General features: G+C 43.5%; 18 protein-coding genes and 3 pseudogenes. 11 read left to right on the top strand and 10 right to left on the bottom strand.

From position 1 onward, the window contains the following. The first annotated feature begins 230 nt into the window (after window positions 1-230). Window positions 231-1136 carry a polyphosphate kinase 2 gene (gene ppk2 / locus DXE31_RS09615; protein WP_114698602.1) on the top strand — a complete coding sequence of 302 codons (906 nt, stop codon included), beginning with the start codon at window positions 231-233 and terminating at the stop codon, window positions 1134-1136. Window positions 1137-1231: 95 nt separating this feature from the next. On the opposite strand, the pseudogene DXE31_RS13080 reads toward ppk2, so the two are convergent. The 3 genes and pseudogenes from DXE31_RS13080 to DXE31_RS09600 form a co-directional block, all read right to left on the bottom strand. Further along, window positions 1232-1303: pseudogene (locus tag DXE31_RS13080) on the bottom strand (hypothetical protein); the annotation flags it as partial. 19 nt (window positions 1304-1322) lie between these two features. After that, window positions 1323-1535 (bottom strand): annotated as a pseudogene (locus DXE31_RS11810) (polyphosphate kinase 2); the annotation flags it as partial. 22 nt (window positions 1536-1557) lie between these two features. Beyond that, the gene (locus DXE31_RS09600) at window positions 1558-1713 is read right to left on the bottom strand and encodes a hypothetical protein (protein ID WP_197712261.1); all 156 of its coding nucleotides are present in this window, start codon (window positions 1711-1713) and stop codon (window positions 1558-1560) included. 145 nt (window positions 1714-1858) lie between these two features. On the opposite strand from DXE31_RS09600, the gene DXE31_RS09595 reads away from it, so the two are divergent. After that, a complete protein-coding gene (locus DXE31_RS09595) occupies window positions 1859-2185 on the top strand; it encodes an ArsR/SmtB family transcription factor (protein WP_114698601.1) in 327 nt (108 codons plus the stop codon). Further along, a complete protein-coding gene (locus tag DXE31_RS09590; RefSeq protein WP_331852020.1) occupies window positions 2182-2541 on the top strand; it encodes an arsenate reductase/protein-tyrosine-phosphatase family protein in 360 nt (119 codons plus the stop codon). The genes DXE31_RS09595 and DXE31_RS09590 overlap by 4 nt, the downstream gene beginning before the upstream one ends. A gap of 371 nt (window positions 2542-2912) precedes the next feature. Here the strand turns inward: DXE31_RS09590 and DXE31_RS09805 are convergent, their stop codons facing one another. Further along, window positions 2913-3167 (bottom strand): hypothetical protein, encoded by a 255-nt coding sequence (locus DXE31_RS09805; protein ID WP_162785592.1) that lies wholly within the window; start codon window positions 3165-3167, stop codon window positions 2913-2915. Between the two features lie 265 nt (window positions 3168-3432). Further along, a complete protein-coding gene (locus DXE31_RS09580; protein WP_162785591.1) occupies window positions 3433-4053 on the bottom strand; it encodes a TetR/AcrR family transcriptional regulator in 621 nt (206 codons plus the stop codon). A 191-nt stretch (window positions 4054-4244) separates the two neighbouring features. Between DXE31_RS09580 and DXE31_RS09575 the strand changes: the two genes are divergently transcribed. From DXE31_RS09575 to DXE31_RS09565, 3 genes are all read left to right on the top strand, one after another. Next, entirely contained in the window at window positions 4245-4535 is a 291-nt protein-coding gene (locus DXE31_RS09575) for a hypothetical protein (RefSeq protein WP_162785590.1), read from the top strand. A gap of 45 nt (window positions 4536-4580) precedes the next feature. Further along, on the top strand, window positions 4581-4874 hold the full coding sequence (locus tag DXE31_RS09570) for a hypothetical protein (RefSeq protein WP_114698597.1): 294 nt from the start codon (window positions 4581-4583) through the stop codon (window positions 4872-4874). A 153-nt stretch (window positions 4875-5027) separates the two neighbouring features. Beyond that, on the top strand, window positions 5028-5300 hold the full coding sequence (locus DXE31_RS09565; RefSeq protein ID WP_114698596.1) for a hypothetical protein: 273 nt from the start codon (window positions 5028-5030) through the stop codon (window positions 5298-5300). 36 nt (window positions 5301-5336) lie between these two features. On the opposite strand, the gene DXE31_RS09560 is transcribed toward DXE31_RS09565, so the two are convergent. Beyond that, entirely contained in the window at window positions 5337-6089 is a 753-nt protein-coding gene (locus DXE31_RS09560; protein WP_114698595.1) for a hypothetical protein, read from the bottom strand. Window positions 6090-6310: 221 nt separating this feature from the next. Between DXE31_RS09560 and DXE31_RS09555 the strand changes: the two genes are divergently transcribed. The 4 genes from DXE31_RS09555 (at window position 6311) to DXE31_RS09535 (ending at window position 8668) form a co-directional block, all read left to right on the top strand. Continuing rightward, complete coding sequence (locus tag DXE31_RS09555; protein ID WP_114698594.1) at window positions 6311-6526, top strand: YdcH family protein; 216 nt, start codon at window positions 6311-6313, stop codon at window positions 6524-6526. Between the two features lie 295 nt (window positions 6527-6821). Then, entirely contained in the window at window positions 6822-7271 is a 450-nt protein-coding gene (locus DXE31_RS09545) for an AsmA family protein (protein ID WP_114698592.1), read from the top strand. 287 nt (window positions 7272-7558) lie between these two features. Next, window positions 7559-7903, top strand: coding sequence for a hypothetical protein (locus tag DXE31_RS09540; RefSeq protein ID WP_114698591.1), 345 nt, complete (start codon window positions 7559-7561; stop codon window positions 7901-7903). Beyond that, the gene (locus DXE31_RS09535; protein WP_114698590.1) at window positions 7904-8668 is read left to right on the top strand and encodes a hypothetical protein; all 765 of its coding nucleotides are present in this window, start codon (window positions 7904-7906) and stop codon (window positions 8666-8668) included. 21 nt (window positions 8669-8689) lie between these two features. Here the strand turns inward: DXE31_RS09535 and DXE31_RS11805 are convergent, their stop codons facing one another. The 4 genes and pseudogenes from DXE31_RS11805 to DXE31_RS09515 all read right to left on the bottom strand — a co-directional run bounded on the left by DXE31_RS11805 (window position 8690) and on the right by DXE31_RS09515 (window position 10556). Next, a complete protein-coding gene (locus DXE31_RS11805) occupies window positions 8690-8851 on the bottom strand; it encodes a phage holin family protein (RefSeq protein WP_231969561.1) in 162 nt (53 codons plus the stop codon). 405 nt (window positions 8852-9256) lie between these two features. Beyond that, window positions 9257-9478, bottom strand: coding sequence for a hypothetical protein (locus DXE31_RS09525; RefSeq protein WP_114698589.1), 222 nt, complete (start codon window positions 9476-9478; stop codon window positions 9257-9259). A gap of 333 nt (window positions 9479-9811) precedes the next feature. Further along, window positions 9812-9970, bottom strand: a complete 159-nt coding sequence (locus DXE31_RS11800; RefSeq protein ID WP_231969516.1) for a hypothetical protein — start codon at window positions 9968-9970, stop codon at window positions 9812-9814. A gap of 28 nt (window positions 9971-9998) precedes the next feature. Then, window positions 9999-10556, bottom strand: a pseudogene (locus DXE31_RS09515) (YaeQ family protein). 124 nt (window positions 10557-10680) lie between these two features. Here DXE31_RS09515 and DXE31_RS09510 point away from each other — a divergent pair. After that, complete coding sequence (locus tag DXE31_RS09510; RefSeq protein WP_114698588.1) at window positions 10681-12294, top strand: NAD(P)/FAD-dependent oxidoreductase; 1614 nt, start codon at window positions 10681-10683, stop codon at window positions 12292-12294. Window positions 12295-12363: the final 69 nt, after the last annotated feature.

Genomic DNA, 12363 nt, shown 5'->3' with positions numbered 1-12363 from the left:
GAGATGGGTCTTTTGGAGTCTATGGCTAAGATCTTGAAGGATCGGAACCTGGTAGTGGAATTGAGCTTTTTACCGCCTTCAGGTGCTACTCCAGAAGCTTCTAAGGACCGCAAATGGTTGGCATTGCATAGCCCAAGAGGCTATTTCCGCGAAATTAAAGGGTGATCAACGCTTGATGTAACAAAAGTGTCATCATTGCTTATTATAAGTATGACCAAGGAGTGAAAGTGATGACATCGAAGCATAAAGAAATGGCTGACTGGTACCGCCGTGTCCAGGAAGAAATCTTGGACAGCATGGACGAAGAGCTTGAAATGGAGCTTGATGATGATCGTCTATCTCCCGATGGCGACAGTAAATCATCCATTTCCCGTAATGTTTATTTCCGTGAATTATTTAGACTCCAAGGTGAGTTAGTTAAGTTGCAGGATTGGGTGATAACCAATAAGCTCAAGGTAGCAGTTTTATTCGAAGGCCGTGATTCTGCGGGTAAGGGTGGCGCTATTAAACGCATCACACAGCGATTAAATCCACGTGTTTGTAAGGTAGTGGCTTTGCCCGCGCCGAATGAGCGTGAAAAAACCCAGTGGTATTTCCAGAGATATATATCTCACCTACCGGCTGGTGGTGAAATCGTTTTATTTGATCGCAGCTGGTACAACCGAGCTGGAGTAGAGTGGGTGATGGGCTTTTGTACAGACTACGAGTATGAAGAGTTTCTAAGAACAATCCCTGATCTTGAGCGCATGATGATTAGTGCAGGAATCATACTAATTAAGTATTGGTTCTCCATCTCTGATGATGAGCAATACAACCGTTTTATGATGCGTATCCATGATCCTTTAAAGCAGTGGAAACTCAGTCCTATGGACTTAGAGGCCAGAAGGCTTTGGGAAGCGTATACCAAGGCTAAAGAGACCATGCTCGAGCGCACGCATATTCCTGAGGCGCCATGGTGGGTAGTGGCTGCGAATGATAAGAAGAAGGCCCGTCTAAATTGCATCACGCATTTGTTAAATCAGATTCCTTATCAAGAAATCAATCATCCGGGCATCACTTTGCCAGCACGTGTGCACAATCCAGACTATCTGCGTGGACCTGTACCGCCAGCGATGTACGTACCAGAAGTTTTTTGAGCGCTTTACTTTTCGAGCTTGTCTAGCTTGTCATCCCACAAAAAGGCAATTTCTTGACCGTTAGAAGGATGGGATCTTTCTCTGGAAATGTTACTCTAGAGGGCAACGTCTTTGATTAGGTTGAGATGAGCTAGTTTTTTATCATTCGCTCTGACGATGGTCCATGGAGCATCTCATTTCGGCATTTTCAGTATCAGAGGGTTTTCCAAGAGCCACTACACGGGTTTCTCGAGGACTTAGGTGTTCGGTAATCGCTTTGATAGTGCCATCGTTGCCCGCAGTATCCCGCCCTTCGAGGATCACTAGAATCTAATCACCATTACTAATTAGGCTTTTTTGAAGCTTGACAAGCTGTATCTGAAGTTCACGGCGCTCTGTGTCGTAGGAGGCTCCATCAATTTTTCCCTTATTTTTTTGCCCATTATTCAGTTTCGTTTGCGGCTGGCTGGGTCTTTGCAGGCACTTTCTTTGCCAGTTTATCCAATGCTTTTCCAAGCTTATCAATCAGTTTTTCTCTGTCAGTCTCTAATGTATCGAGCTTTTTTAATAGTTGCTGTACTAATTTCTTTTGGCTCATGGTATTTCTTTTACTTTGTTTTGATTTGTGATTTTTATCGGCCGACTGATCTTTAAGTCAATCCTATGGTGTATTTGCTGCATTTTCAAGCAATTTAGTGGAATTGTCATCAGAATGAAATATATATTTCTATATAATTGGAAATATGAAAAACACTGACGTAATCATAGCCTTCCTAGCACTGGGGCAAGAAACGCGCCTAAATCTATTTCGACTGATTGTTCAAAAGGGAGATATTGGCCTGACTCCAAGTCAAATTATTGAGAAATTGGGTATCCCGAATGCCACCTTGAGTTTCCATCTTAAAGAATTGGTCAATGCCAATCTTTTGGTGGTGGAGCGTCAAAGCAGAAACTTAATTTATCGACCCAATGCAGATTTGGTCAACTCCTTAAGCAATTTCTTATTAGAAAACTGCTGCGGTGGAAATGCTTGCAATACAACAAAGAAGAGGAAAGTGGTTTTTAAATGAAGCAATATAACATTTTATTTTTGTGTACTCATAACTCAGCTCGCTCCGTGTTGGCTGAGTCACTGGCTTCAACCTATCCGAGTGGCAAGCTTGTTGGGTATTCTGCTGGTTCTATGCCTGGTAGTGCTATTAATCCTATTGCAGAACAGCTAGCTTTAGAGCTGGGTATGGATCCTGCAAAGCTATGGTCTAAGAGTTGGTATGTGTTTGCGCAGCCTAATGTTCCCAAGATGGATTTCATTATTACAGCTTGTGACAACGCGGCCGGGGGGGAGTCTGTCCAGTATCACCTGGTCATCCTGCTACTGCACATTGGGGCTTTCCTGATCCTTCACAAGTACAGGGCACAGCGATAGAGAAAAAGTGGGCATTTGTTGATGTGATGACTGGACTTAAAAAGCGAATTGATCTCTTGGCTGAGATGCCGCTAGATAAATTGGATTCGATGAGCCTAAGAGCGATCCACGCCAAAGCCATCCCATGACTAGTATTTTGCGTAGTGATGTTCCTGTTAACTTTTTTCATCGCCATGAAGCTGGATATTGAATATACACGCTGCTGCACCTTATCTTTTGCTGCTTCTAGTGATCACTTTGAGTTAGCTATTGCGCGGTGGCCATAGCGGTATTTGGTATTAATTCTGGGACAGCATTTGCTGCAGCAATCAGCCCTTTGGTCGCCAGCCTTAAGTTTGCATTGAATTTGTCGATAAGATTTCCCTGCTTGCTTATCTAGTAGAAATCTTCGCTCTAAAGAATTTTCCACAACCTGCGCACTCATCACCGTCGGTATAGCCACTTATGACCTTTGGGTCCTCGGCTAAGGGTGGAAGATAAATTGGCGTGATGGATTTATTCTGGTTAGATACATAAGCTACGATTGAGCCCATGTTGCTTACCTCGTTTGAGTTAACGTAGATATAAATTTCTGGGAAGCCATCGCCACTGAGAGCGGCAATTTTGGCGCCAGTGACTTTTGCCATGAATAATGAGGGAAACTGATGCGTTATCACCTTTAAGTCCAATGGGTGTAACCAAGACGGTATTTCCTTGTTTTTGATTGGGGCTGCTGATCGCAAAGGAAATTCCCTGTAAGGATGGCCCGCTATAGAAGGGTGCACTGGCTTTACTAAATTGAGTAGGGGGGCCCAATAGGTCTGTTTTGGCATGCACAACAAGTGAAGCGAAACCAAAATACAAACCTAGAGCAATACTAAGCGTGGTGAAGTAAATCATGAGCTGTATTACTTAAGACTTCAAGCAAATAGTGAGGCTGGGTTTAATGGCATCCAAGCAGGTATTAGCATCTGCATCATTCATGACTGCATTTCTATAGCCAACGTAATACAAAGACCAGATGGCATAACAACGAGCTTCAATCTCATCATATCCAAAATGGGTGAGGGCGTCTGCAATTGGTTTTAGTATTTGCATTAATTGCGCGATGATCAAGGACTCATATTTTTCCGACCATTTCCAGCCAAACGCAGCACCTTCTTTGCGAATGCTCGTAAGCTTGATATCTTGTTCATAGAGATCTAGCAAATAGCTCTCGACGAAGGACGGGGCATCCTTGAATAGAGCGTCATTAAACGGCTGAATCCTATCGATCATCTCTTGATTCATAATCAAAATTACTGCAGCCAGCAAGTCTGTTTTATCGACACCAAGGCGATAGACTTGCATAGGACTAATCCCAGCCTCATTGGCAATTTCTCGAATGCCGACTTGTTCGTATCCACGATTGGCGAATAGTCGATTGGCGATTTTCACCACCATTGCAAGACGTTCTTGCGCTTTCTCGGTCTTTTGATGGATTGCAGAGTTCATTTTGATTTTGGTGCCGTTCATCAAAACATTGCTGTTCAAGGTGGTTTTGTAAATCAGACTAACTTAGCTTCATTTGGCGTGGGCCTACCAAAAAACTCCAGGGCGAGATTCTCTATGCGAGATTGATATGGAGTGCCTATGAAAAGCATTCCGAATGGAACACAGGCTTATTCACCTGCATTTTGGTTGTAGTTAACCCAATCTTGGTAGATCGTTAAATGCAAATTCCTATGATTAAGAAAATTGCTAGCTTTGTTTTAATGCGTGCCCTGTTTGGTCAAGATCCTGCCTTTGCAAAGAATGGAGGTGGTGGAGGTAATGGTGGCGTAGGCAGCTGTAATGGAAATAGAAACATTAAACATGGTTGCGGATCTGCTGTCGTTACTCCAGACATCTTGACGCAAACATCTCAAGGAAATCCAAGGCAGCCAGGTGCCCCAATTCCAGCGGCGCATCAGTTGCCCCCACAAGTTCCACCTCCGATGGTTGTGTCCCCAATGCCACCACAAATGGTTCCGTAACCACTTCCAGTAGTTGCCCCACCATTAGTGCCGCAACAGACCCCAATGGCTGTACCTCTTTTGGTTCCACAGCAAGTTCCTATTGCGATAGCGCCTCAGCCTGCCTCTAAGCCAGGGGTAGAAGTGACACTAACAGGGAGCAGTGCGGGATTTAATGGAAATATAATTGCCAATACACCCGGACGCCAGCCTACTGACTCTTATGCCGTGTTTAGAAATGAGGCTACTGGTGAAGTGGTGTACAGGGGAACTCTTCCAGGATTTAGAACGGTATCCAACGAAGTGGCTGATATCCTATCATGGCATCCGCATGATAGCAGGCTGCATTATTTCAATTGAACATAAGAAGAGAGAGGCAAAGTAAATTTATTAAATCTATTAAAAATCGCTATCCGCTAGATAGAGTTATTGGAGAATGTAGTGGCTCTAATTACAAAGATGAATGCACCCATATTAGATAACTATTGCTGATGAAAACGAAATGAAAACGAAATGAAAACGATTAATAGATTAGCTTTGCTAGGACTTTGTCGTGGCGTATTGTATTTGCTTGCTCAACTCCACAAAGTGAGTTTGTGGGCTGACCAACAATCGGATGGAACGATTGGGGTTCATGCGCCTAAAGGAGCAAAAGAGTCTGAGGTTCAAGAAGTGGTGGCCTTAGCTGAGTGTAAAAAACTGGGTAAGAGAACTGCCTCAATCTTAGAAAGCAGAAAAACGGTCAATGACCGTTTTCCGCTGACATATATCTACATGTGTAGGTAAAAATGCGTGCTGCCTATAGCAGTTTATAGAGTCATTTTAACTGATCAACCACTTTTTAATCGACTTATTGACGCACATCGCATCTAAAGCAAGACCAAAGAACTCAGCGCCGTTGGTAACCATGCTTTCGATAGCTTCTACCTTGCCAGACTTAATCCCACGCAAGTAGGTTGCAGTGCGATAGCGTAAGAAATGCTCTGTTTCACCTTGCTCATTCTCAGTGGGGCAGATTTCTAGGCTGCCATAACGTGTTTCTGGGTTGATATTGAGAACCGCTAGACTCAAGGCGCCAACCAATTTCTCAGGAACTGGAATGGGTACATATGAATAGAGGGAGATCAACATCTCTTCTTCATCCACTTCTATGATGTGGTCAAGATCGAGCACATCTTTTTCAGTTAATTCAGTCTCACCGGAATAACCACCGCCAAAAGTGGATTCAAACTGCAGTATGGCAGTATTACTGCCTTTAGAGATTTCGATCATGTCTGAATAGCCAAGTAAGCCTTTCCACCAGTACATCAATGAGAATGTGCAGGGTTTGACTTCAACCAATCCCTTAGTTGTAGACTTTGCAAAATATAGACCGTAAAACTCATCATCTTGCTCGAGACCATGCTGATCAACTTTTGGCGCTTTAGATGACGCTGGCTTTACGGCCTTCTTAGTGACTTTCTTTGCCGCAGGCTTTTTGATTACAGGCTTCTTGTTAGCCGCTTTTTTAGCAGGGGCTTTTTTTACCACCTTGGTAGCTACTTTCTTTTTTGCTGGCGACTTCTTTGTAGCCATGGTCTATTACCCTTCTTTTGGTAGTTGTTGTGCCTGATGCACTTGGTGATATTACTGTAAATCCTCTCAGGAATGTGCCATACCTATATGGGGCTTGTCCTGCAGATTACAAGAGAATTGGGTGGTAAATAAAAAGATAGCGTTAGCCATTGTTCTTGGATGACAGGGTTGCTAAACTGAAGCAGAGTCGTTTCCTAAAACCACCAACATGAAGAGGATCTATGTTTCCTGAATATCGAGAACTCATCACGAAGTTAAAAACCTCAGACCGCCATTTTTCACATTTGTTTGATAAGCACAATAATCTCGATCAAAAGATTAAAAGGATGGAGGCCCATACAGAGCCGAGCACCCCTGAGCAGATCGAAACTTTAAAGAAGGAGAAGCTTTTAATTAAAGATCAAATCTACGCTGTACTCAAGAAGGCCAGCGCCTAAATAATCTTGGTTGCGTAATAAAGGCCTAGATTCTGCTGAGAACTAGGCTATTTTCAAAAAGCAGGCTTTGAGCAACATTATTTCCCGCTTCTGTTTTGCAATCGACCTCATGGTCGCATTGTGCGCAAACATAGTTAGTCCCATCTGGGTATGACATGTCTTCCTGGCACGCAGGGCACTTCGGTAGATGATCTGTACGCATCCATTAATTTAGTCTAAGGGGTGCCTAGGAATGCCGATGAGAATCTTGGCGGCTCGTTCTTCTGAGTCTTCTGAGTCCCATTAGAATAGTCTGGTGAACAAATCCCTCAAGATTTCTCTGATTGCATTTGCAATTATGGTTGCCATAGCATCGATGGCCGCTTGGTATGCGGCTTCTTTTATGAAGCCTAGCGAGCTTACCAAGCTTCTGAGTGTTTTTGTGAAAAAGTCAACTGGGCGTGATTTAAAGATTAATGGCCCAGTTAGCCTGAGTCTTTTTCCGGCAATTAGCGTTAAGGCTGAGCGGGTTTCTTTAGGTAATACAGCGTTGGCTAGTCAACCTGATTTATTAACCTTAAAACAAATTGAATTAGATATCCGCTTGTTTCCATTGCTCAAAGGTAGCGTGGAAATTAGCAGAATCGGGTTAGAAGGCGCCGAAGTGTATTTGCAAACGAATAAAGACGGTGCCGTGAACTGGAATTTAACCCCGCCAGTATTGGCATCTACTTCGTCTGTAAATCAAGGTGCGTTGAGTGGTTGATCTGGCAAAACATCGGTTGACGTCTCGGGTAGTGCGCCGAATAGCACGCAAGATACTGCCTTTATTTCATTGATTACTCTTGATATGTTCAATGCACGCATTCACTATGAAGATAGTGATCGAGCTGCAAAGGTCGTCAATTTACCAAAAGTGTCTTTTAGTAGTGATGACATAAGTCAACTATTCTTATTAATGCCCAGTACGCTAATTCCACACTCAATCTGACAGGAAAAACTAGCTCGCTGCGCAAGAAGGCATACTTTGCTTGGGATCAGGCACCAGTCGCCATGAATCTGGATTTAACTCTGACTTTGAATGGAAAATCACTGCTCATAAAGGGTGAAATTGATAAGAAGCCACAAAATTTACCTGCATTTAACGTCAATCTTTATTCTCAGTCTTTTGATTTGCTACCTTTGGCTGGGGCGGCAATGGTTACCGGGTCGACTTCTAAAAGCTCCCCTAAAACTGCATCTGCCCCAATTCATCAGTCTGATGGTAAGTATTTTTTCTCAGACGAACCAATATCATTTGATCTATTGCCAATAGCAAATGGTTCTATTGATATCCATATTTCCGAGCTTGGTATCTCAGGGCAAGCCCCTCTTATCAATTTCAAATCAAACCTTTAATTGAAGGGAAACAAAATTGAGGCAAATGATGTCAGTTTTAATCTCGGAAAAGGTAGCGCCCAAGCGCAAATATCCGTTTCCCAATTCGATGGCCCGACACCTAAAGTCTCTATTAAAGGGATGGCAAAAGACTTTACCTTGAAGCAAATTATTGCTACTACCGACTCCAATGCAAAAGTTTCTGGTGGGGCTTCGCAACTAACCGTGAATCTACAAAGTAGTGGCATCAGCCCCCATCAGTTAGCCGGTCGTGCTAATGGTGCAATTCAGATGTCGGTGGGCCCCAGTAAGCTTGACTCGGAATTTTTAAATAAAGGTGACGATTTTCTGATTACTGTATTTGATGCGATTAATCCGCTTTATAAAAAATCAAATCAAACGGTTGTAGAGTGTGCAGTTTTCTGTTTGCCCATTAGTAATGGAATAGTCAACATTAAGGGTTTGGTTGGAGTGGTCACTGATCGCTTAAATATCGTTCTCTCGGGTTCCATGAATTTGAATAACGAGGTTTTGGATATCAATATCAATCCCAGTGAAAAGTCGGGGTTAACAACGGGGGTAGATCTTGGTGGCTTTGTAAAAGTCGAAGGCACTTTGCAGAACCCTAAAGTGGGCGTAAACAAGACTGGGGTAGTGAACAGCGCAGTCTTAATCGGGTTAGGCTTTTTAACTGGCGGCATTAGTATTGCTGCCGAGAATGCTAAATCACTCGCAACCAAGTCGCAGCCTTGCAAAACTGCGTTGTATTCTTGGTCGGAGATTTAGCCCACGGGCAAGTAGACCCGTTTAAAGGGGTCTAGAAAACGAGCCCGCTGACAAAAAGGCTGAATAGAGAAATAAAATACTGGCAAAGAAAGCTGTCCAGAAGCTAGAGATCGTAAACCCACTGACCACCGCAGAAACCAGTATTAAAACCAAAGCGTTAATTACTAGCAAGAAGAGACCCATAGTCACTACGGTCAGAGGCGGGGTAAAGAGAATGAGCAATAGCTAATGACAATCGCATTAGCAAAACCTAAGAGCGGGGTGGCTATCAAAAACGAGTCACCATTTGCAAAACGTAAGTCGCTAAAGATATAGCTAGCATCCCAAAGGGATAAAGAAGTTAAGCCCCACTGGACTAAAAATCGCGTTAAATTGCTCAAGATTTTCCTTGGTAGTTAATGTCTTGGGCTGTTGCCTTCTGTCTATATTAGCAGTGAATTAATAGTGTGGAAAGATTTCATCTTTGATGACTACCTCCGCTATCTACAGAGCTGCTAGCTTGTTCATTGATGGCTTTGAGTTCCCGATATATAGGAATTCAATTTCTAGGGTTGTAATTCGTTCTTCAGACATGTTGAATTGGCTTTCTTATTCTGAGATCAGTTCAAAGCAACCATCTTCCATTTCCAATTTGGGTCTAATCCAAAAATCATGGGATTGCAAGGACTCGTAAACATAGGCAGGCTCAAGGGTAGCCTCGACATTAGCAAGAAAGATTATTTTATAAAAGCCACCAGACTTGATGTGTCTGAGTTTGTTTCCGGGCTTGAAGAGGCCATCATCTGAATCTGCCATTTCTGGTTTGTTCATGTTTAACAGTATGCTTATCTTCGATACGCTGTCTAAGTAAAATCTGGTGAAAGTAATTTTCACCACAATCTCTATTCTAGAGATATCTCTTCAGCATTAATTATTGGGTTCTCATGCTGTGTAATCTGCTGTAATCAATATCCGTTCTTTAACTGCCTTGCTTCCGAAGCGGAGTACTTCATTGTCCTTGCTGATTCAGGTGTAGGCCTTTGCTGTGAAGGCAAGATCTAAAAAGACTGGGTCATCAGGACCTTGGCATTCCCAAGGTGATGTAACTAGGATTTGGTCATCCAATACTGTTGCAAGAGCAGACCACTGGAGGTATATCTTTTCTTATTCTACTTCATTCAATGAAAATAATGGACGTGCTATTACGTCCGCAAACCCTTCTAAGGCAAGGGGAGTGGCTAATGCCTTGAGTTTGCCTTTGATCAGCTCTTGCAATACAAAGAGATCTAATAAGACATTGGTATCTAAGATAACCACTTGCATGCTTATGAGCCTATTTTCTATTAGCAACTTATGACTGATTGCTACGCCAAACTTCGGGTGTGATGGTGACTTGTCCGTGATCAGAGGAGACATAGGCCTCGCCATCCTGAATGTTCACGTGCAGGGCCATGCTACGCTCTACCAATTTATTGAGTATTGAGTTCATCTGCCTGTTCTGAGGGAATGGAAACTACTTGTAAGTTACGAGCGCGGTTTAATTTATTGTGGCAATACCATCCCACCAGATTTTGCTGGTATGCCCACCGTAGCAATAGACGATCACTTGATCTGCACGACCACAGGCTTTTAGAATACGTCTCTCATCCGGCTGTCCAATTTCGATCCAGAGCTTGAGCGCATCTGTTGGATCTTTGATCCAAAGATCGGGCTCATCGGTATCGCTCAGACCTTTAGTAAAGACTAAATCCTCATGTGCCTGTAAAGCAAAAGCGATGATGCGGATCATCATCCGTTGCTCAGTCTCGGAGGGGTGCTTGGCGATGGTGAGTGAATGACTGCCATAGTAATGACGGTCAGAATCTGCGACATGAAGGTCAGCTTTATGAATAGTTGCGCGTAGGGTCATAACGCATTATCGCCTCTATAAGCCTTTACTCAGCGCTTGCTTGCTCATAACCAGTATTATTGTTTGATCTAGGGCGAGGCTTGAAGCCCAGGAAAGCCTCAAATTACTGTGTATTGTTGATCCCATGATTCGTATTGCTGAACTGCGCCTACCGATTGATCACGCTCCAGAAGCGTTGGAGATGGCGATTTTGAAACGCCTCAATTTGACTGCTCAGGATTTAATTCAGTTTCAGGTATTTAGGCGTAACTACGACGCACGCAAAAACGTTGCTCTTTCATTGATCTACACAATTGATTTATCCGCTAAAAATGAGGATGCCCTTCTTCAGAAATGTGCAGGTGACATTCATATCAGACTATCGCCCGATACGCGTTATCACTTTGTCGCAAAAGCCCCAGAATCCATTGCCAATGGTCAAGCACTTCGTCCGGTAGTGATTGGATTTGGTCCTTGCGGGATATTTGCGGCTTTAGTGCTGGCACAAATGGGTTTTAAACCGATAGTTTTAGAGCGCGGCAAGAAAGTGCGCGAACGTACTCAAGACACATGGGGTTTATGGCGTAAAAATATTTTGAACCCAGAATCGAATGTGCAATTTGGCGAAGGTGGAGCGGGAACTTTTTCTGATGGAAAGTTATATAGCCAGATTAAAGATCCTAAGTTTGATGGCCGTAAAGTTATTGCAGAATTTGTCAAAGCAGGCGCCCCAGAAGAAATTACTTATGTAGCTAAGCCCCATATTGGCACCTTCCGCTTGGTCGGAGTTGTTGAAAAGATGCGTCAGGAAATCATCGACTTAGGTGGTGAAATTCGCTTCACACAAAAAGTGACTGGATTCGATATCCATAATGGACAAATTAGCGGCGTAAAGATTGAAGGTCAGCCCGATCTGCCAGCTAGTCACGTTATTCTCGCGCTTGGGCATAGTGCTCGCGATACCTTTGAAGCTTTGTACCATGCCGGTGTTTATATGGAGGCTAAGCCATTCTCAGTGGGTTTTCGCATAGAGCACCCTCAATCACTCATTGATAGAGTACGTTTAGGTCCCCATGCTGGTAACGAACTGATTGGTGCAGCTGACTACAAGTTGGTTCATCACGCCAAAAATGGTCGCTCTGTTTATAGTTTCTGTATGTGCCCAGGTGGAACGGTAGTAGCTGCTACTTCCGAACCCAATCGAGTAGTCACAAATGGTATGAGTCAGTACTCGCGTAACGAACGTAATGCCAATGCTGGGATTGTTGTTGGCATCACACCTGAGGATTATCCCGGTGGCCCACTGGCAGGTATTGAGTTTCAGAGAGCTATTGAGCTTAAGGCATTTGAATTAGGCGGTAAAACGTATGAGGCGCCAGGACAACTCATTGGCGATTTTCTTGAAGGCAAGCCCTCTACTCAATTTGGAAGCGTGATCCCATCTTATAAGCCAGGTGTGCATTTAACTGATCTAGCAGAAAGTTTGCCTGTTTATGCAATCGAAGCAATACGTGAGGCCATTCCTGCGTTTGAGAAGCAAATTAAGGGCTTCTCGATGAAAGATGCCGTTTTAACTGGCGTGGAGACGCGCACCTCTTCTCCATTGCGAATTACTCGGGGCGCTAATTATCAAAGTTTAAATATTAAAGGCTTGTATCCAGCGGGCGAGGGTGCTGGCTATGCAGGCGGTATCTTGTCTGCAGGGGTTGATGGGATTAAAGTAGCAGAAGCAGTAGCTCTAAACTATTTGACAAAGTAAATTCTCAAGCTTTCCATGAAATCAGAAATTCATAATCCAGTAGTTCAAGAAAAAAAGCACTTTTTCATC

Origin of the sequence: Polynucleobacter necessarius (genome assembly GCF_900095185.1) — a bacterium.
Taxonomy (GTDB): Bacteria; Pseudomonadota; Gammaproteobacteria; order Burkholderiales; family Burkholderiaceae; genus Polynucleobacter.
Note: the sequence above shows the minus strand (reverse complement) of the source record. Positions and strands in the feature narration are given on the sequence as shown.